The sequence below is a fragment of the Leisingera sp. S232 genome (assembly GCF_049800895.1).
In the GTDB taxonomy this organism is placed as follows: domain Bacteria; phylum Pseudomonadota; class Alphaproteobacteria; order Rhodobacterales; family Rhodobacteraceae; genus Leisingera.
This window is the reverse complement of the sequence record NZ_JBNAFX010000006.1, coordinates 129,518-147,413: the sequence shown is the minus strand read 5'-3', so window position 1 is coordinate 147,413 and position 17,896 is coordinate 129,518. Positions and strand designations below refer to the sequence as shown.

The 17,896-nt window shown below is 62.8% G+C and carries 18 protein-coding genes and 1 riboswitch; of the genes, 16 read left to right on the top strand and 2 right to left on the bottom strand.

From position 1 onward, the window contains the following. Nucleotides 1–260: 260 nt before the first annotated feature. Nucleotides 261–1,304 (bottom strand): aldo/keto reductase, encoded by a 1,044-nt coding sequence (locus ACP151_RS07015; protein WP_424978157.1) that lies wholly within the window; start codon nucleotides 1,302–1,304, stop codon nucleotides 261–263. 121 nt (nucleotides 1,305–1,425) lie between these two features. On the opposite strand from ACP151_RS07015, the gene ACP151_RS07010 reads away from it, so the two are divergent. The 15 genes from ACP151_RS07010 to glpD all read left to right on the top strand — a co-directional run bounded on the left by ACP151_RS07010 (nucleotide 1,426) and on the right by glpD (nucleotide 16,270). Continuing rightward, nucleotides 1,426–1,827, top strand: a complete 402-nt coding sequence (locus tag ACP151_RS07010; protein WP_424978156.1) for a rhodanese-like domain-containing protein — start codon at nucleotides 1,426–1,428, stop codon at nucleotides 1,825–1,827. A gap of 93 nt (nucleotides 1,828–1,920) precedes the next feature. Continuing rightward, nucleotides 1,921–2,667, top strand: a complete 747-nt coding sequence (locus ACP151_RS07005) for an ImuA family protein (RefSeq protein WP_424978155.1) — start codon at nucleotides 1,921–1,923, stop codon at nucleotides 2,665–2,667. Between the two features lie 215 nt (nucleotides 2,668–2,882). Further along, nucleotides 2,883–3,488: a YceI family protein gene (locus tag ACP151_RS07000; protein ID WP_424978154.1), complete on the top strand. Its 606-nt coding sequence runs from the start codon at nucleotides 2,883–2,885 to the stop codon at nucleotides 3,486–3,488. A gap of 117 nt (nucleotides 3,489–3,605) precedes the next feature. After that, nucleotides 3,606–4,829: an MFS transporter gene (locus ACP151_RS06995; RefSeq protein WP_424978153.1), complete on the top strand. Its 1,224-nt coding sequence runs from the start codon at nucleotides 3,606–3,608 to the stop codon at nucleotides 4,827–4,829. Between the two features lie 361 nt (nucleotides 4,830–5,190). After that, nucleotides 5,191–6,909 carry a methionine--tRNA ligase gene (gene metG / locus ACP151_RS06990; protein ID WP_424978152.1) on the top strand — a complete coding sequence of 573 codons (1,719 nt, stop codon included), beginning with the start codon at nucleotides 5,191–5,193 and terminating at the stop codon, nucleotides 6,907–6,909. 369 nt (nucleotides 6,910–7,278) lie between these two features. Further along, a complete protein-coding gene (gene hemP / locus ACP151_RS06985; RefSeq protein ID WP_424978151.1) occupies nucleotides 7,279–7,449 on the top strand; it encodes a hemin uptake protein HemP in 171 nt (56 codons plus the stop codon). Then, nucleotides 7,446–7,925, top strand: coding sequence for a hypothetical protein (locus tag ACP151_RS06980; protein WP_424978150.1), 480 nt, complete (start codon nucleotides 7,446–7,448; stop codon nucleotides 7,923–7,925). The genes hemP and ACP151_RS06980 overlap by 4 nt, the downstream gene beginning before the upstream one ends. Before the next feature lie 30 nt (nucleotides 7,926–7,955). Further along, nucleotides 7,956–9,224 (top strand): imelysin family protein, encoded by a 1,269-nt coding sequence (locus ACP151_RS06975; RefSeq protein WP_424978149.1) that lies wholly within the window; start codon nucleotides 7,956–7,958, stop codon nucleotides 9,222–9,224. A 197-nt stretch (nucleotides 9,225–9,421) separates the two neighbouring features. After that, nucleotides 9,422–9,715, top strand: a complete 294-nt coding sequence (locus tag ACP151_RS06970) for a (2Fe-2S)-binding protein (protein ID WP_424978148.1) — start codon at nucleotides 9,422–9,424, stop codon at nucleotides 9,713–9,715. Next, on the top strand, nucleotides 9,663–10,151 hold the full coding sequence (gene bfr, locus ACP151_RS06965) for a bacterioferritin (protein WP_424978147.1): 489 nt from the start codon (nucleotides 9,663–9,665) through the stop codon (nucleotides 10,149–10,151). Before ACP151_RS06970 ends, bfr begins: the two co-directional genes overlap by 53 nt. Next, a complete protein-coding gene (locus tag ACP151_RS06960; protein ID WP_424978146.1) occupies nucleotides 10,108–11,670 on the top strand; it encodes a di-heme oxidoredictase family protein in 1,563 nt (520 codons plus the stop codon). The genes bfr and ACP151_RS06960 overlap by 44 nt, the downstream gene beginning before the upstream one ends. Next, a complete protein-coding gene (locus ACP151_RS06955; RefSeq protein ID WP_424978145.1) occupies nucleotides 11,670–12,665 on the top strand; it encodes an imelysin family protein in 996 nt (331 codons plus the stop codon). Before ACP151_RS06960 ends, ACP151_RS06955 begins: the two co-directional genes overlap by 1 nt. A 16-nt stretch (nucleotides 12,666–12,681) precedes the next feature. Beyond that, nucleotides 12,682–13,761 (top strand): DUF1513 domain-containing protein, encoded by a 1,080-nt coding sequence (locus ACP151_RS06950; RefSeq protein WP_424978144.1) that lies wholly within the window; start codon nucleotides 12,682–12,684, stop codon nucleotides 13,759–13,761. Nucleotides 13,762–13,899: 138 nt separating this feature from the next. Beyond that, on the top strand, nucleotides 13,900–14,685 hold the full coding sequence (locus ACP151_RS06945) for a DeoR/GlpR family DNA-binding transcription regulator (RefSeq protein WP_424978143.1): 786 nt from the start codon (nucleotides 13,900–13,902) through the stop codon (nucleotides 14,683–14,685). Then, entirely contained in the window at nucleotides 14,678–16,270 is a 1,593-nt protein-coding gene (gene glpD / locus ACP151_RS06940; protein ID WP_424978142.1) for a glycerol-3-phosphate dehydrogenase, read from the top strand. The genes ACP151_RS06945 and glpD overlap by 8 nt, the downstream gene beginning before the upstream one ends. A gap of 225 nt (nucleotides 16,271–16,495) precedes the next feature. Here the strand turns inward: glpD and cobO are convergent, their stop codons facing one another. Then, nucleotides 16,496–17,131: a cob(I)yrinic acid a,c-diamide adenosyltransferase gene (gene cobO / locus ACP151_RS06935; protein ID WP_424978141.1), complete on the bottom strand. Its 636-nt coding sequence runs from the start codon at nucleotides 17,129–17,131 to the stop codon at nucleotides 16,496–16,498. Between the two features lie 52 nt (nucleotides 17,132–17,183). After that, nucleotides 17,184–17,388: riboswitch (cobalamin riboswitch) on the top strand. Nucleotides 17,389–17,485: 97 nt separating this feature from the next. Here cobO and ACP151_RS06930 point away from each other — a divergent pair. Further along, a complete protein-coding gene (locus ACP151_RS06930; RefSeq protein ID WP_424978140.1) occupies nucleotides 17,486–17,896 on the top strand; it encodes a DUF1636 family protein in 411 nt (136 codons plus the stop codon).

Here is a 17,896-nt window from a genome sequence, read left to right as displayed (position 1 = left end):
GAAGTGATGCGTTATAGTTGGACCAGTTCGTTGTTCGATAGCGGGAAGAGGCAGGCTTCGGCATGCCGCCGATCTAACCTACGGGATTCGCAAAGTGAATCCTCTACGGCCTTTGTGCAACAACGCCGCTTCAGGGCAAGCTTGCCCCTGAAGCGCCTCTCAGCAAACTCTTCTCTGCGCTGCGCCAGCAGCGCCTGGCCCAACCGGGCCAGGGCATGTCAATGCCCGCAGGCCGGGCGGGAGCGCCTCCGCCGTAGGGGTCAATAGGGCATCGGATGTGCCCGGTGGGCCGCGTTGATCTCCTCCAGCACCTCCGGGCTCAATTCCAGCTCCACCGATTTCAGCAAATGCTCCAGCTGCGGCAGATGGGTGGCACCGAAAATTGCCGAGGCCATGAAGGGCCGTATCCGGCACCAGGCCAGCGCCATATGCACCGGGTCCAGCCCGTGCCGCCCCGCTATCTCCAGATAGGCCGCCACCGCATCATAGACCCGCGGACTGTGGCGCCCGCCCAGCTCCGGGTTGATGGCTTTGCGCGACCCTTCCGGAACCGCCCCTTCCTGGTATTTCCCGGTCAAAAGACCGGTTCCCAGCGGCGAAAACGCCAGCAGACCCACATCCTCATTGACGCTCAGCTCTGCCAGATCGGTGTCATACATCCGGCAGACCAGTGAATATTCGTTCTGGATCGACGCCACCCGCGGCCAGCCCCGGTCCTCCGCGATCCGCAGCCATTGCGCTGTGCCCCAGGCGCTTTCGTTCGACAGGCCAAAAGCCCGGATGGTGCCGCGCTCCACTTCGCGCTGCAGCGCCTCCAGGCAATCCTCCATATTGGCCAGCGTCTCTTCTCGGTTCTGGCCGGAGGGGTCATAGCTCCAGTTCTGCCGAAACATGTAGCTGCCACGGTTTGGCCAGTGGAACTGGTAAAGGTCGATGTAATCCGTCTTCAGCCGCCTCAGCGAGGCCTCGATGGTGGGCGCGATGGTCTTTGACGAGATCGGCGCCCCGTCGCGCACATGTTTCATACCTGCGCCGGAATGCTTGGTCGCCAGGATGTAATCCCCGCGCCGCCCGCTCTTTGCGTTCCAGCTGCCGACGATCCGCTCGCTGTTGCCCAGGGTCTCGGCGCTGACCGGGTTGACCGGATACATCTCGGCCGTGTCGACAAAATTCACCCCTGCTTCCAGCGCTGTATCAATCTGCGCATGGGCCTCTGCTTCGCTGGTCTGAGTGCCGAAGGTCATCGTGCCCAGGCACAATTCGGACACCATCATGCCGGTGCGGCCCAACGGATTCATTTTCATCTTGCGCTCTCCCCTTATGCGGATCTGCCCGCGACCCTAACTGGCAGGGCCGCAAGTGCAAGCCGCTTGCACCCGCGCCGCAAACCCGCCAGCCTGCGGCCAATTCAGGAAAGGAGACCCAATGCCGCAAACCATCACCAAGGGCGTCAAGGCGCTGCTGGCGGAGGCAAACAGCCTTGTCGAGACCATGAGTGTCGAGGACGCCAAACAGAAAGTGCTGGATGAGAACTATGTTTTCATCGACCTGCGCGACATCCGCGAACTGCAGCGCAGCGGCATGATCCCTGGCGCGTTTTCCTGCCCGCGCGGGATGCTGGAGTTCTGGATCGACCCGGACAGCCCTTACCACAAGCCGGTGTTCAATCAGGACAAGACTTATGTGTTTTACTGTGCCAGCGCCTGGCGTTCCGCACTGGGCGCCAAAGCCGCGATGGAGATGGGGCTGACCCCTGTGATGCATCTCGAGGGCGGCTTTAGCGGATGGGCAGAGCAGGGCGGCCCAGTGATCCCGCGCGAGAGCTGAACTTGGCGGCGGGCAGTGCAGACTGCCCGCGCAACGGCTCGGAGAGCTGCAGGAATAATTGAGAACAAAATAGGAACATGCTATTTTGCCAGCATGCCGACTCACCTGCTCTCCCGCCACAGCCGCAAACCCCGCCCGGTGCTGTCCCTGACACAGGGGATCGGGCTGGAACTGGGGCGCGTGCATGAAGCCTGCGGCCCTGCCCGCCTTCGTTTTGCACTGTGGCTGGCAGCAATTGCCCCGGGACCCGTCCTGTGGCTGTCTTCCCTCCAGATCGGCACGCCGCCGGCCGCCGACGGGATAGCGGGCTGTGCCAGCCCTTCCCGGTTCCTGTTTGTGCAAACCACCCGGACAGAGGATCTGCTCTGGGCGATGGAAGAAGCCCTGCGCAGCGGTGCGGCGGCGCTGGTGGTGGCAGACATGGCCGACCCTCCTGCCATGACCCCGGTGCGGCGGCTGCATCTGGCGGCAGAGAGGGGCGGACGTTTCGGCCCGGCGCCGCTGGGCCTGCTGCTGACCTCTGGCCAGGGCGGGGCCCAAGGCATCGAAAGCCGCTGGCATCTGGCCCCGGCCCATCACCTCCCCGTCCATGAGGCTCCGTCCGGCGGCAGCGCAGCGCGCATGCGGGCGCCTTCGTTTCTGCCGGGCTGCTGGCGTCTGCAGCGCCTGCGCGCCCGCACCCTGCCGCCCCGCAGCTGGCAGATCAGCCAGGACGCGGCAGACGCTCCGCTGCGGGCCGTGCCAGCCGCCGGACCCGCTTCTGCCGCAGCCAGCGGGCCCTCCGCTTCCGGGGCGCTCCCGCAGCCGCAGGCCCCGCTGGCAATGCCCGCACGGCCTTAGCGGCTTTGGGCCCGGCACCGGGCACAGCCCGGTGCCGGGCCCAACAGGCAAAGGCTTTTATCAAAAGCCGACGGCTGGCGGGAGTGCTCCCGTGGCCTCACACGCAGGCGCGCAAACGTGAGCGACCCGTGGCAGGAAACCTGCTAGGCTCTGCCTGCCGCCGGACACCCCGCTCCTCAGACCAGCGCCCTTGCAAACACAGAAAGATCAACCCTATGGCCAGCCCCCGGATGACACGCCGCCCGTTTCTGGCCACTCTCGCCGCCGCCATACTGTCTCCACAACAGCTGCTGGCCGCCCCGCTGCCCTACCGCCTGGTTTCCGAAGCCACGGACGTGCGCTTCACCTTCCTGCTAAGCGGCCAGCCGCAGCAGGGCCGGGTTCCGGTTTCTGCAGCCCGCATCCGCATCGACCTGCAAAACCTGGCCCGCAGCCAGGCGGATATCACTCTGGACGCACAGCGCGCCCGCACCGGGCTGATCTTTGCCACCGAAGCACTGAAAAGCCCTGCCGTGCTCAACACCGCCCGCTTCCCGCAGATCCGCTTCCGCTCCACCCAGGTTCGACCGGGGCCGGACGGGAGGCTTTCCGGCGGCGCGCAGATCGCGGGCGACCTTACCCTGCGCGGCACCACCCGCCCGCTTGTCCTGCAGGCCGCGCTCTACCGCCGCCCGGGCGCTGCGACGGATGATCTCAGCGCACTGGACGTGCATCTGCACGGCCAGCTCAGCCGCGCCGCCTATGGCGCCAGCGGATATGCAAGCCTGGTTGCCGATCACGTCAGCCTTTCGATCAAGGCCCGCATTCTGCGCAACAACTGAGCATCAGTGCTGGTGCCCTGAATCGGACCCCCAAAACAACCCCTACGTAAAAATGCGACACGGCTTTGACGGAAAACGGCTGGCAAAGCCTGCAAAGCCTGTCATGGTCGCATTGTTATGCGCCTGATCATTTCCTTTGCCGCCCTGTTTCTTTCCGTCATCCTGCTGCAGCTATCCTCCGGAGGCGTCGGCCCGCTGGATGCCATTTCCGGCTCGGTTCTGAACTTCACAACGACGCAGATCGGCCTTCTGGGCACGGGGCATTTCGCCGGTTTCTTCATCGGCTGCTGGTGGGCGCCGCGGTTGATGGGCAATGTCGGCCATTCCCGCGCCTTCGCGGTCTGCACGGCGCTTGGCGCCATGGGCCTGCTGGGTCACACCCTGACTGAAAACCCCTACGCCTGGGCGGCGATGCGGATTGCCTCGGGCCTTTGTGTGGCAGGCGCATATACAGTGATCGAAGCCTGGCTCAACGCCAAGGTCACCAATGAAAACCGCGGCCGTGCCATGGGCACCTACCGGATTGTTGATATGGGCGCTTCGCTGGCAGCGCAGCTGATCATCGCGGTACTGCCGCCTGCCGTCTATGTCTCTTACAACCTGCTGGCCGTTCTGTGCTGTGCGGCACTGCTGCCGCTGACCCTGACCAAAGCCAGCCAGCCGGATACCCCCGACGCGCCACGGCTGCGCCCCAAGCTGGCCTGGCGCTGCTCGCCGTTGGCTGTGGCAGGCGTGATCGTTGCCGCGCTCAGCTCGGCTTCCTTCCGCATGGTCGGCCCGGTTTACGGACAAGAGGTCGGCCTGGCCGTGGACCAGATTGCCTTCTTCCTGGCCGCCTTTGTGGCGGGCGGCGCACTGGCGCAATACCCGATGGGATGGCTGGCCGATAAATACGATCGCCGCTGGGTGCTGATCTGGCTGTCCGGCATCGCGATCCTCAGCTGCGGCATCACCATGGTTGCAAGCAGCACCGGCACCCTGGGCGTGATGCTGGCCGCCGGCTTCTTCGGCTTCACCACCTTCCCGATCTTCTCAGTCTCCGCCGCGCATGCCAACGACTTTGCCACCTCGGCTGAGAGGGTCGAACTGTCGGCGGCGCTGATGTTCTGGTACGCGCTTGGCGCCATCGCCTCGCCCTATGTCTCCTCGGCCCTGATTGAGGCCTATGGCCCTGCAGCGCTGTTTGCCTATGTCGCCTGCGGCCATGTGTTGTTGATCGTCTTTGGCCTCAGCCGGATGAAAGTCCGCGCCACCCCGGAAGAGCGCACCGGCTATGTCTATGCACCGCGCACATCCTTCACCATCGGCCGCCTGCTGAAACGGTCACGCCAAAAACAGTAGCCAGCCATCACGCCTGCCTTTGGGCCCCGACCGGGGCAAAAAACCGCCGCAGTTTGAAACGCAGCCCTCGCAAGGTCTCCAGCACCCCCACCGACCGGCCGGACCGGCCGATCATACCAGCCCCACCGACCATGTAGCCCGAAACCACCGGCGCCTTGTGCGACAGCGCTCTGTCGGCTTCAGCGCCGGCATCATTAAATACGACGCATAGGCCCGGTTCACCGCATGGCTCACTCGTCAACAGTTTCCGGCGCGAAAAAGCAGGCCTGCTTCCATAATTCATGGGAATCACACCGGCGGGGTTCCCGCCGGCCCCGCCATGGGTTAGACGGGCCTTTGACGCATTACCTGGATGGATGGCATGGCACGCATTCTGATCACCTCGGCAATCCCCTATATCAACGGCATCAAGCATCTGGGCAATCTGGTGGGCTCACAGCTGCCCGCCGATTTATACGCCCGGTTCCAACGCGGACGCGGCAATGAGGTGATGTTCCTCTGCGCCACTGACGAGCACGGTACCCCCGCTGAACTGGCAGCTGCCAAGGCTGACAAACCAGTGGCCGAATACTGCGCTGCGATGCATGAAACACAGGCGGAAATCGCCAAGGGCTTTGCCCTGTCGTTCGACCATTTCGGCCGGTCTTCCAGCCCGCAGAACCACGCGTTGACCCAGCATTTTGCGGGCAAGCTGGCCGAGGCCGGACTGATCCGTGAAGTGACCGAGAAACAGGTCTATTCCAACGCCGACGGCCGTTTTCTGCCGGACCGCTATATTGAGGGCACCTGCCCCAACTGCGGCTACGAAAAAGCCCGCGGCGACCAGTGCGAGGAATGCACCAAGCAGCTGGATCCGACCGACCTGGTCAATCCGCGCTCTGCCGTCTCCGGCTCCACCGACCTGGAAGTGCGTGAGACCAAGCACCTGTATCTGTGCCAGTCGCAGCTGAAGGACCAGCTGGATGCCTGGATCGACGGCAAGAAAGACTGGCCCATCCTGACCACCTCGATTGCCAAAAAGTGGCTGCATGACGGCGACGGGCTGCAGGACCGCGGCATCACCCGCGACCTGGACTGGGGCGTGCCGGTCAAGAAGGGCGGCGAGGACTGGCCCGGCATGGAAGGCAAGGTCTTCTATGTCTGGTTCGACGCGCCAATCGAATATATCGCCGCCTCGCGCGAATGGGCTGACGCCAACGGCAAAACGGATGCTGACTGGCAGCGCTGGTGGCGCACCGACAAAGGTGCCGAAGACGTCAAATACGTCCAGTTCATGGGCAAGGACAACGTGCCCTTCCACACCCTGTCTTTCCCGGCCACCATTCTGGGCTCTGGCGAGCCGTGGAAGATGGTCGACCACCTGAAGAGCTTCAACTACCTGAACTATGATGGTGGCCAGTTCTCCACCTCACAAGGGCGCGGCGTTTTCATGGACCAGGCGCTGGAAATCCTGCCCGCCGACTACTGGCGCTGGTGGCTCCTCAGCCATGCGCCGGAGAGCAGCGATTCCGAATTCACCTGGGAGAACTTCCAGCAGTCGGTGAACAAGGATCTGGCGGATGTGCTGGGCAACTTTGTCAGCCGCATCACCAAGTTCTGCCGCTCCAAATTCGGCGAGGAAGTCCCCTCGGCTGGTGAATACGACGCGCAGGAGCAGGCGCTGATTGCCGAGCTTACCACCCGCATCCGCGCCTATGAGGGCCATATGGAGGCGATGGAGGTCCGCAAATCGGCGCAGGAGCTGCGGGCGATCTGGGTCGCCGGCAATGAATATCTGCAGTCCGCCGCCCCCTGGTCGGTGTTTAAGCAGGACCCCGAGCGCGCCGCCGCACAGGTGCGTCTGGGCCTGAACCTGATCCGCCTCTATGCGGTGCTGTCTGCCCCCTTCATCCCGCAGGCCACGGACAAGCTGATGGCAGCGCTGAATTCAGACGACCGCAGCTGGCCCGAAGACGTTGCAGCGGCGCTATCGTCCCTGCCTGCAGGTCATGCCTTCACGGTTCCTGACGTCCTGTTTGCCAAGATCACCGACGAGCAGCGCGAAGAATGGCAAGAGCGTTTTTCCGGCACCCGAAGCTAAGTTCAGTACAGCAGAATTCTCCAAGACCGCCCACCGGGCGGTCTTTTCTTTTTCGGCGCATCATGTTGTCAGATCATAAAAATACAATTCCGACTAAAAAACTCGGATTGACATACCTGAGCAATTAATTCAGGTATACAGCATCCCAGCCAGCCTGACTCGCTTCAGGCGAGCCGGTGTCATGTTATTCAATCGAGATCGCCCCATGCCGAACGGAGACAACCGCCTGCGCGGCCGCCTGAACAGAGATCCGGAAGCAGATGAGATGCGCCAGATATGGCAGCAGGTCTTTGCCCCCTCCGGTGCTCTGTCCGGGTTTTGTCTGGAATGGCTTCTGGACAGGGCGGAATTCATCAATGGGCGCAAGTCATGAACCAGATTACATCCAAACCTGTCGCGACTGAGGCCACCGCCGAGGTCTTCCCGACCTACCACGCCGAAGACCTGACCCGCGGCGGCACCCAGGCCCGAATCCTTCTGAACGGCCAGATCTATTCCCTGCGCATCACCCGTGCGGGCAAGCTGATCCTGACCAAATGAGCAGCACCGCCATGCATCCCCGTGGCGGCGTGACGGTCGGCACGTTGTCGGAATTGCCGCCGCTGGAGGCTGGCGCGGTGATCTACTTGCGTCATTGGTTTTCCGGCAGCGAGACCCGCGGACAGATGCGCCGCGACTTCGAGGTGAACTTCGGCCCCGAAATGGCCGAAGCCGCGTTTGAGGCCTTTGGCTATCTCTGCAATTTCTGCGCCACGCATGGCCGCCGCCCGCTGGTGCGGCATGGTGTGACCTGCAAATGCCTTGGCGCAGACGAGAACTGCTTTGCCAACCTGCTGGCCTCCGCTGCCGAGGGCCAGGATGGTGACGCGCATATCCTTGCATCGCTGATCGTCACCCCGCGCAAGGCGCAGGAACTGGCCCATTTGGCCTCTGATTGCGGACTGATTTTGCAGCAAATCATGACCCCGCAGCCTGTGCATCAACCTGCACGGCCCGCTGCTGCCACCCTGCATTGACCCCCTTTCAAAACCTTAAGGACTGAGCTGATGAAATCCCTGTTTCTTACGGGCACCGCCCTCGCCGGTCTCGCCTTTGGCGCCACCACGGCCTGTGCCGCCGACAAAGCAGCAGTGCTGACCAACTACGCCAATATTGCCGAAGCGAAATACCAGGACAGCCTGACCACGGCCCAAGCGCTGAAAACCGCGGTTGACGCGCTGGTCACAGATCCATCAGCCGAAAACCTGGAGGCCGCCCGCGCCGCCTGGATTGCCGCCCGCGTTCCTTATCAGCAATCCGAGGTCTTCCGCTTCGGCAACGCCATCGTCGATGACTGGGAGGGCAAGGTGAACGCCTGGCCGCTGGATGAAGGGCTGATCGACTATGTCGACACGTCCTACGGCGGCCCGAGCGACGAAAACACCCTGGCCGCGCTGAATGTGATCGCCACCCCCAGCTTTGCGCTGTCGGGGAAAATCATCGACGCGGCCAAGATTACCCCCGAACTGCTGGAAGACGCCCTGCACGAGGCCGATGGGGTCGAGGCCAATGTCGCCACCGGTTACCACGCCATCGAATTTCTGCTCTGGGGCCAGGACCTGAAAGGCACAGAGCACGGCGCCGGCGACCGCCCCTGGACCGACTACGCAGCAGGTGAGGCCTGCACCGGCGGCAATTGCGACCGCCGCGGCGAATACCTGCAGGCGGCAACCGACCTTCTGATCTCCGACCTGGAGTGGATCGCCACGCAATGGGGCACCAAGGGCGACGCCCGCACCGCGCTGCTGGCGGATGAAAACGCTGGCATCACCGCCATGCTGACCGGCATGGGCTCGCTGTCTTATGGCGAACAGGCGGGCGAGCGGATGCGTCTGGGCCTGATGCTGAACGACCCCGAGGAAGAGCATGACTGCTTTTCCGACAACACCCACAACAGCCACTACTATGACGGGCTGGGTGTGCAGAACGTCTACTTGGGCGAATACGTCCGGGTGAACGGCGAGCTGGTCTCGGGCGCCTCGCTGGCGGATCTGGTTGCGGCCAAGGATGCGGGTCTGGACAGCGAAATGCGCAGCAAACTGGCGACCACCATGCAGGCGCTTGGCCGGATCAAGACCGCCGCCGAGGCCGGACTGTCCTATGATCAGATGCTGGCCCAGGGCAACACCGCTGGCGAAGCACTTGTGATGGGCGGCGTCAACGGGCTGATCGATCAGACACGGTCAATCGAACGTGTGGTCACCGCTCTGGACCTCGGCGGCGTCGCCATCGAAGGCTCCGACAGTCTCGACAACCCTTCGGCTGTCTTTGAGTAAGATCCGAAACATCACGCAATGACGGGCTGCAGCTTCTGCGGCCCGTTTTTTTGTGCATCCGGTTGCGGCTGGTATCTTTGCACCGCAATCCCAAGTATTTTACTCTGGATACCTCTTGAAAACCCAGTAATTTTGTCATATATATTTCCCAACGGAATCACTCAGCCTTTTGCGCCAATGGGCAAGGACGCAGCAGCATGATCGTCTGCCACTGCACGAATATTTCGGACCATGACATCCGGGCAGCCATCGACTGGATGCGAAATGCCGACCCTGAAACGATAATCACCCCAGGCAAGATTTATCATGCGCTGGGGAAAGCCGCCGATTGCGGTGGCTGCATGCCACTTTTCCTCGACACGATGCGGTCCAGCAGTAAGCTGGAAGTACCTGCGCAGCTTGCAAATTTGCGCGCGGCATCAATTCAGGAGAACATTCATGCAGGGCGACGCCAAAGTTATCGACTATCTCAACAAAGCGCTGCGCCATGAGCTGACAGCGGTCAGCCAGTACTGGCTGCACTACCGGTTGCAGGACGATTGGGGCCTGGGCAGCATGGCCCAGAAAAGCCGCGAGGAAAGCATCGAAGAGATGCAGCATGCGGATAAACTGATTGAAAGGATTCTATTCCTCGGCGGCCACCCGAACCTGCAAAAACTTGACCCGCTGCGGATCGGCCAGACCCCGAAAGAAACCCTCGAATGCGACCTTGCCGCCGAAGTGGATGCGCGCGCGCTTTACAAGGAAGCCCGCGATGCCTGCAACACAGCCGGCGACTATGTCACGCAGAAACTGTTTGAAGACTTGATGGCGGACGAAGAGGGCCACATTGATTTCCTCGAAACCCAGCTTGACCTGCACGATCGGATCGGTGCCGAAAACTATGCCCAGCTCAACGCGACAAAAATGGCCGAGATCGAAGACTAACCTTTTTCTGGCTGCCGCTTTTGCGGCGGCCACGCCCGTTGCGGCGCTGGACCTGGCCAGCCAGTATCAGGCAGAGCCGCATCTCTCCCCCCTCCCCCGCACAGACGCCGAACGCGCCCGGATTGAGACCGTCACCGCCCCGGCCACGGATTTCACCGCGCCGGAACGCTTTGAAGACCTGCCCGCTGGTGCGGCCACTGTGCGTGCGCGCCAAGACGACGAGGCATTCTCGCAGCACTCTGCCAACCTCAGTTTCGAGCAGGAGCTGGAATTCAAACTGGGCAACGGGCTGTTCAAGAAGATCTGGGTGTTCTCGCCCGCGTCCACTCTGGCATCCGACGGGCTGGGGCCGCTCTACAACGCCCGCTCCTGCCAGCGCTGCCACCTGAAGGACGGCCGCGGCCATGTGCCGGATCAGCCGGAGTATGCGTCCACCACGATGTTCCTGCGGGTGTCCATTCCCGGTCCGGTGCCGCCGAAATTGCAGGAAATCCATGACTACATCGGCACCGCGCCGGATCCGAACTATGGCACCCAGCTGCAGGACTTCTCTGCCCCCGGCATTGCGCCTGAATACAAGCTGCAGGTGGTGTATGAGGAATTCGAGGTTGCCCTGAACGGCGGCGAGCATGCCACTTTGCGCAGGCCCCGCTACACCGCCGCAAACCTGGGCTACGGCCCCTTGGCCGAAGATGCGATGCTCAGCCCGCGCGTGGCACCGCCGATGATCGGTCTTGGCCTTCTGGAGGCAATCCCGACAGCCGACATCCTCGCCCACGCAGACGCAGATGACGCCAATGGCGACGGCATCTCTGGCCGCGCCAACCTGGTCTGGTCGCGGGAATTCAGCGGGATCATGCTGGGCCGTTTTGGCCTCAAGGCCGGTATGGCGACAGTGCACGAACAATCCGCAGGCGCGTTTTCCGGTGACATCGGCATTTCCACCCCGCTGTTCCCGGCCCATGCGGGCGAATGCACGGATCTGCAAACCGCCTGCCAATCCGCCCCACACGGCGGCGGTGATTCCCGTGAAACCGAAATTGACCAGCCCAATATGGACCTGGTCACCTTCTACAGCCGCAATCTGGGCGTGCCTGCCCGCCGCAACACCGCAGACCCAAAAGTGCTGCGCGGCAAGCAAGTGTTCTATGACAGCGGCTGCACCTCCTGCCATGTGCCAAAATACGTGACCCACCGGCTAAAGGACCGGCCTGAACAAAGCTTCCAGCTGATCTGGCCCTATTCTGATCTCTTGCTGCACGATATGGGCGAAGGCCTGGCCGACCACCGCCCCGAGGCCCGCGCCACGGGGCGTGAATGGCGCACCGCGCCGCTGTGGGGCATCGGTCTGACGCAGCAGGTCTCCCCTCGCGCAACCTTCCTGCATGACGGTCGCGCCCGCACCCTGCTGGAGGCGATTTTGTGGCACGGCGGCGAGGCCGAAGCGGCAAAGCGCCGCGTGGTTGACCTGGAACCAAAGGACCGCGCCGCTCTCATTTCGTTTCTGGGCAGCCTCTGATGCGTGTGCTGGCCCTGATCCTGTCCCTGGTCGCCGCCCCGGCCATGGCCTCTGACCTCTCCAGCGAAATCACCGACCAGCTGATCCTTCCGGCATTTGAGGAACTGACAGCAGATGCCGCAGAACTCGCAACAGCGGCCAAGGCTGATTGCAGCCCGCAATCGGGCTCCCTGCGCGCGGCCTATGGCAACGCCTTCGACGCCTGGATTGCCGCCAGCCACTACCGCTTTGGCCCGACCGAGACAGACAACCGCGCCTTTGCACTGGCCTTCTGGCCCGACAGCCGCAGCAAGACGCCCAAGGCGCTTGGCAATCTGATCCGCAGCGAGGATGCAGGCATCAGTGATCCGGTGAAATTCGCCAGCCATTCCATCGCCGCCCGCGGCTTTTATGCTCTGGAATACCTGCTCTACGACCCGGACCTTTCAACCGCCGGCAGCCCGGATTACCGCTGCGCCCTGACCCGCGCCATCAGCGCTGACATTGCCGCCACCTCGCAGGCCATCGCTGCGGACTGGACAGAACGCTTCGCTGCCGAAATGCGTGCGCCCACCCGCCGCTACCGCAGCGAAGAGGAAATCACACAGGAACTTCTGAAAGCGCTGACCACCGGACTTCAAGTGCTGGACGACATGCGCCTGGGCCGCCCACTGGGCACATTCGACAAGCCCCGCCCCAACCGCGCCGAGGCCCGCCGCTCCGGGCGCAGCCTGCGCCACCTGCTGCTGTCGCTGAACGCAATGGAACCCCTGGCGCTTGCCCTTGCGCAGCAGGATGCGGGGTTGAGAGCAGACCTCAGCCAAAGTTTCGAGAAGGCCCGCACCCGGGCCGAAACACTGGATGATCCGGTCTTTGCCGGTGTCGCAGACCCCGGCGCGCGCATCCGGATCGAAGCTTTGCGCCAGGAAGTGAAAGACCTGCGCGCCATCGTGTCAAAGCGGCTCAGCCCATCGCTGGGCGTCGCCGCCGGGTTCAATTCGCTAGATGGCGACTGAACGAAAGACACAGAACATGACCTCCCGCCGCGGTTTCCTGACTGGCGTTATCGCCGCCACCCTCGCCCCGCAGGCCAGCTGGGCCAGCGCCAGAAACCCTGCCTTTCTATCGGCTGGCAGGGATGGCGCCGGAAACTTCCTGCTCGCTGGCCTGGCAGAAACCGGCGACATCCTGTTCCGCCACCCGCTGCCAGAGCGCGGCCATGCCGCGGCCGCCCATCCGATCCGTCCCCAAGCGGTTGCTTTCGCCCGCCGTCCGGGCCGCTTTGCTGATGTGATTGACTGCTGTACCGGCGCAGCTCTCGCGCGGCTGGAACCGCCTGCTGGCCACCATTTCTATGGCCACGGCGTGTTCTCAGCCGACGGCAGCCGCCTGTTTACCACCGAAAACGACTATGACAACGCCCGCGGAATAATCGGCGTCTGGGATGCTGCGGACGACTACCGGCGCATCACCGCCTTCTCCTCTGGCGGCATTGGCCCGCATGACATGGCCCTGCGCCGCGACGCGCCGGGACTGGTTGTGGCCAATGGCGGTATTGAAACCCACCCCGACAGCGGTCGCGCCAAGCTGAACCTGCCGGATATGCGCCCGAACCTCAGCTACCTAAGCCTGGACGGAGACTTGCAAGACCAGATGGAGCTGCCGCAGGAATTGCATCTGAACTCGATCCGACACTTGGCCATACGCGCCGACGGCACCGTTGGCTTTGCCATGCAATGGCAGGGTGATCTGGGTGAACAGGTTCCCACAGCAGGCCTGCACAAACCCGGCGGCGGTCCGTTCCTGCTGGCAGAGGATGATCCGCGGGTGCTGAACATGAATGGCTATGGCGGTTCCACTGCCTTCTCTGCGGACGGCACCCTGCTTGGTGTCACCTCCCCACGCGGCGGCGTCCTGCAAATCATCGACACAGTCAGTGGCGCGCTGCTGCACGAACACAAAGAGACCGACATCTGCGGTTTGGCCCCTGCCCCCGGCGGCTTCACCGCCAGCACCGGCACCGGGCAACTGCTGACAATCTCGGAAACCGGCCTGACCATGCTGCAACCTGCGGATCTCGCCTGGGACAACCATCTGATCCGGCTCAGCTGACCCACGCAATGCAAGCAGCTTGCAAGAGGTACCCATTGCGGCGCCCCTTTCGTTTGAGGAATTTTCGAAAGCATTTCGAAAACGAATAGTGACTCTTCCTGCCGGGCGCGCTAAGGAAACGCAGCGAAAGGAAAGCAGATGGATGCCCTCGGCCGTCAAAACGAAATCATCGCCCTCCTGAACCGGCAGGACCGGGTCGAGGTTGAGGATCTCTCTCGCCACTTCGGCGTGTCCTTGCAGACCGTGCGCACCGATCTGCGCGATCTGTCGGCCCGCGGCGCACTGTCGCGCGTACATGGAGGGGCCGTTCGCCTAAGCTCTGCCGCCAGCCAGGGCTACGAGGACCGGCGCAAGCTGAACGCTGGCAACAAACTGGCGATGGCTGCTCTGGCGGCAGAGCTGGTCCCCGACAACTGCTCGCTCTCTCTCAACATCGGCACGTCCACTGAACAGGTTGCCCGGGCGTTGTCCGGCCACAGCGGCCTCACAGTCATTTCCAACAATATTAACATTATCAACATGATGATGGGCCATCAGGCCAAGGAATTGATCCTGGCAGGCGGCACTGTTCGGCAAAGTGACGGCGCCATCGTGGGGGAGGACGCGGTGGATTTCTTTGCCCGATACAAGGTGGATTTCGCCGTCATCGGAGCCTCGGCGCTGGATGCCGACGGCGCGGTGATGGACCACGACGCCCGCGAGGTTTCAGTCGCCCGTGCCATCCTGAAAAATGCCCGCCAACGGGTGCTGGTCTGCGATGGCAGCAAGTTCACCCGCTCTGCTCCGGTGCGGATCTGTGACGTTGCGGATTTGGACGTGGTGATCACCGACCGTCCCGTGCCGGAAGATTTTGCCAAGGCCGCACAGGCCGCCGGCACCCGTATCCTGACCGCAGGAAAAAACGAAAGCAGCGAAAATGACTGACACGCCCATATCGGATCTTTTCATCATCGGCGGCGGCATCAATGGCTGCGGCATAGCCCGCGACGCAGCGGGTCGTGGCCTGTCGGTGACCCTGGCCGAGATGAACGATCTGGCCTCCGCCACCTCCTCTGCCTCCACCAAACTGTTCCACGGCGGCCTACGCTATCTCGAATACTTCGAGTTCCGGCTGGTGCGCGAAGCATTGATCGAACGCGAGGTGCTGCTCAAGGCGATGCCGCATATCTCCTGGCCGATGCGGTTTGTGCTGCCGTTCCACAGGGACATGCGGTTCGACAGCGAGACACCAACCTCAAAACTTTTGACAACCCTCATGCCCTGGATGAAAGGACGCCGCCCGGCCTGGCTGATCCGGCTGGGGCTGTTTCTATACGACTCTCTAGGTAAGCGCGGCATTCTGCCCGGAACCGCGAAACTGGATTTGGCCGCCGACCCGGCAGGACGGCCGCTGAAAGACATGTTCAAAACCGCCTTTGAATATTCCGACTGCTGGATCGAGGACGCCCGGCTGGTGGTGCTGAACGCCCGCGATGCACAGGCCCGCGGCGCCGAAATCCTGACCCGGACCGAAGTGCTGTCAGCCGTGCGCCACTCTGATCACTGGATTGTCACGGTGAAGGATCACGCCACTGACCTGGAACAAGAACACCGGGCCAAGATGCTGGTCAACGCAGCCGGGCCTTGGGTCGCCGATGTGCTGAAACAAAAACTGGGTCAGAACAGCCGTGAAAATGTCCGGCTGGTGCGTGGCAGCCATATCGTTGTGCCGAAACTGTTCGACCATGGCCGCTGCTACTTCTTTCAAGGTACTGACGGGCGGATCATCTTTGCCATTCCTTACGAGGAAGACTTCACCCTGATCGGCACCACCGACGCCGACCACCCGGATCCGGACACAGCACCGGAATGCACTGCGGCAGAGCAGGACTATCTGATTGATTTCGCGTCCGGATATTTCAATCAACCGCTCACGCGCGAAGACATTGTCTGGACCTATTCCGGCGTGCGCCCGCTTTATGACGACGGTGCCAGCTCAGCCACCGCAGCGACTCGCGAATATGTTCTGACACTGGATCAGGCGCAGGCACCGCTGCTGAATGTCTTCGGCGGCAAGATCACCACCTACCGCAAGCTGGCCGAGGCGGCACTTGCAAAGATCGGCAAAGTGTTCCCGCAATTGCCTGCGGACTGGACGGCAGGTGCTGCCCTGCCCGGTGGCGACTTCGCGGTGGCAGATGTAGACAAGCTGCGCAGCGCGCTGGCGGTGGAGTATCCATTCCTCACCCCCTACTGGACCCGCCGCCTGATCCGCGCCTACGGCACCGAGTCCTGGGACGTGCTGGGCACAGCCAAATCCGCAGAGGACCTGGGCCGGAACTTCGGCGCGACCATCACCGCGCGGGAACTGGATTGGGCCATTGCCCGCGAATGGGTACGCTCCGGCGAAGATTACCTGTGGCGGCGCACCAAACTAGGCCTGCGGCTGGATGATGCACAGCGCGCGGCGGTCGATACCTACATCAGCGAGAAGACCGCCCGCACGGCATCATCAGCCCGCCCCCGATGACAGTCCGGACATCATAGACCGAGGCACTCCCGCCCCTTTTCAATGAATCAGAGATTCCCTGAAAAGCGTTGGGGGGGGGGGGGGGGGGGGGGGGGGGGGGGGGGGGGGGGGGGGGGGGGGGGGGGGGGGGGGGGGGGGGGCGGGCCCCCCCCCCCCCGCCCCCCGGCGATTTGCAAAGCAAAGCGCAAAACCTCAGGCCTGCTCAAGATTGCGATCTGAAAGGGGTTAGAACTCCACCCCTTTCTGCGCCTTCACCCCTGCACGGAACGGGTGCTTGATCTGGCCCATCTCAGTCACCAGATCCGCGATCTCGATCAGCTCTTCCTTGGCGTTCCGGCCTGTCAGCACCACATGCGTCATCGGCGGCTTCTGCTCCACCAGAAACTCCAGCACCTCATCCAGGTCCAGATACTCATAGCGCAGCGCGATATTGATCTCGTCGAGCAAAACCATGGTGTTTTTCTCGTCCAGGATCATCTCCTTGGCCTTCTCCCAGCCTTTTTGCGCGGCAGCGATGTCGCGGGCCTTGTCCTGGGTTTCCCAGGTAAAGCCTTCCCCCATCGCATAGAACTGACACAGATCGCTGAAGTTTTCCTCGATCAGCGTCCGTTCGCCAGTTTGCCAGGCGCCCTTGATGAACTGCACCACCGCAGATGGCATCCCATGGGCAATACAGCGCATAATCATGCCAAAGCCGGACGAAGACTTACCCTTGCCCGGCCCGGTATGGACGATGATCAGGCCTTTCTCGCCCTCCTTGGTTTTCATCATCCGGTCGCGCGCGGCCTTCTTCTTGGCCATTTTGGACGCGTGACGGGCGGCTTCATCCTCCGAGATGCCGGTTTCAGACTTTTCACTCATGGTGTGCTCCAGCTGTTTGCCCCCATGTCTTGACAAAGAAGCCCGCCATAGCGCAAGGGGGGTCAGCTGGTTCCTGTGAAAACAGGCGAAGAGGGAATGTGAAGGCCTGCCAAGGCTCAAGCACAGCCGCCCCCGCGACCGTGACCGGATGAGGCCGCCATGCCACTGGGAGAACACCCGGGAAGGCAGGATAGCCAGCAAGGCCCCGCGCCTTGGCATCCGCAAGCCGGGAGACCTGCCAGCGACGATGAGATCAACGGGCAGACGGGGTGTTCTGCAACCGGTTGAGGAGCTGGCACGAGACAGCTCCTTTCTGGCCATCCCACAAGCCCAGCCGCGACAGGAGACGCGAAGATGGCTGACGAAATGGCGGACAATGCTGCCCGCACCCCGGGACCGGTCACCCTGACCGTATGCCTGACCTGCCGGAACGAAGGTGCCGACCCCGAGGCGACCCGCCCGGGCACCCTGCTGCATGATGCACTGAAAGAGGCCGGCATGCCCGAGGGCGTGACCCTCCGCGGCGTCAAATGCCTGTCGGCCTGCTCGCGCAGCTGCACCGTGCTGCTGACCGGCGGCGAGGAACGCTGGAGCTACGTCTACGGCGACATGGACCCGGACGTGCATATCCCAGAGATTCTCGCAGGCACCGCCGCCTATGCTGCCACCGCCGACGGCCTTGTGCCCTGGCGCGAGCGCCCCACAGCTTTCCGCAAACAATCCGTTGCCCGCATCCCGCCGGCCGCCTTCCCTTCCGAGGAGTAA

What these genes read in the sequence shown, in the direction of transcription:
- ACP151_RS06980 (WP_424978150.1), top strand. Translation starts at nt 7,446, where the DNA reads ATGAGCAGCACCGCCATGCATCCCCGTGGCGGCGTGACGGTCGGCACG.
- ACP151_RS06970 (WP_424978148.1), top strand. Translation starts at nt 9,422, where the DNA reads ATGATCGTCTGCCACTGCACGAATATTTCGGACCATGACATCCGGGCA.
- ACP151_RS06955 (WP_424978145.1), top strand. Translation starts at nt 11,670, where the DNA reads ATGCGTGTGCTGGCCCTGATCCTGTCCCTGGTCGCCGCCCCGGCCATG.
- ACP151_RS07015 (WP_424978157.1), bottom strand. Translation starts at nt 1,304, where the DNA reads ATGAAAATGAATCCGTTGGGCCGCACCGGCATGATGGTGTCCGAATTG.
- metG (WP_424978152.1), top strand. Translation starts at nt 5,191, where the DNA reads ATGGCACGCATTCTGATCACCTCGGCAATCCCCTATATCAACGGCATC.
- ACP151_RS06975 (WP_424978149.1), top strand. Translation starts at nt 7,956, where the DNA reads ATGAAATCCCTGTTTCTTACGGGCACCGCCCTCGCCGGTCTCGCCTTT.
- ACP151_RS06950 (WP_424978144.1), top strand. Translation starts at nt 12,682, where the DNA reads ATGACCTCCCGCCGCGGTTTCCTGACTGGCGTTATCGCCGCCACCCTC.
- ACP151_RS06945 (WP_424978143.1), top strand. Translation starts at nt 13,900, where the DNA reads ATGGATGCCCTCGGCCGTCAAAACGAAATCATCGCCCTCCTGAACCGG.
- ACP151_RS07010 (WP_424978156.1), top strand. Translation starts at nt 1,426, where the DNA reads ATGCCGCAAACCATCACCAAGGGCGTCAAGGCGCTGCTGGCGGAGGCA.
- ACP151_RS06995 (WP_424978153.1), top strand. Translation starts at nt 3,606, where the DNA reads ATGCGCCTGATCATTTCCTTTGCCGCCCTGTTTCTTTCCGTCATCCTG.
- glpD (WP_424978142.1), top strand. Translation starts at nt 14,678, where the DNA reads ATGACTGACACGCCCATATCGGATCTTTTCATCATCGGCGGCGGCATC.
- ACP151_RS06930 (WP_424978140.1), top strand. Translation starts at nt 17,486, where the DNA reads ATGGCTGACGAAATGGCGGACAATGCTGCCCGCACCCCGGGACCGGTC.
- ACP151_RS07000 (WP_424978154.1), top strand. Translation starts at nt 2,883, where the DNA reads ATGGCCAGCCCCCGGATGACACGCCGCCCGTTTCTGGCCACTCTCGCC.
- ACP151_RS07005 (WP_424978155.1), top strand. Translation starts at nt 1,921, where the DNA reads ATGCCGACTCACCTGCTCTCCCGCCACAGCCGCAAACCCCGCCCGGTG.
- cobO (WP_424978141.1), bottom strand. Translation starts at nt 17,131, where the DNA reads ATGAGTGAAAAGTCTGAAACCGGCATCTCGGAGGATGAAGCCGCCCGT.
- ACP151_RS06960 (WP_424978146.1), top strand. Translation starts at nt 10,108, where the DNA reads ATGCCCAGCTCAACGCGACAAAAATGGCCGAGATCGAAGACTAACCTT.
- bfr (WP_424978147.1), top strand. Translation starts at nt 9,663, where the DNA reads ATGCAGGGCGACGCCAAAGTTATCGACTATCTCAACAAAGCGCTGCGC.
- hemP (WP_424978151.1), top strand. Translation starts at nt 7,279, where the DNA reads ATGAACCAGATTACATCCAAACCTGTCGCGACTGAGGCCACCGCCGAG.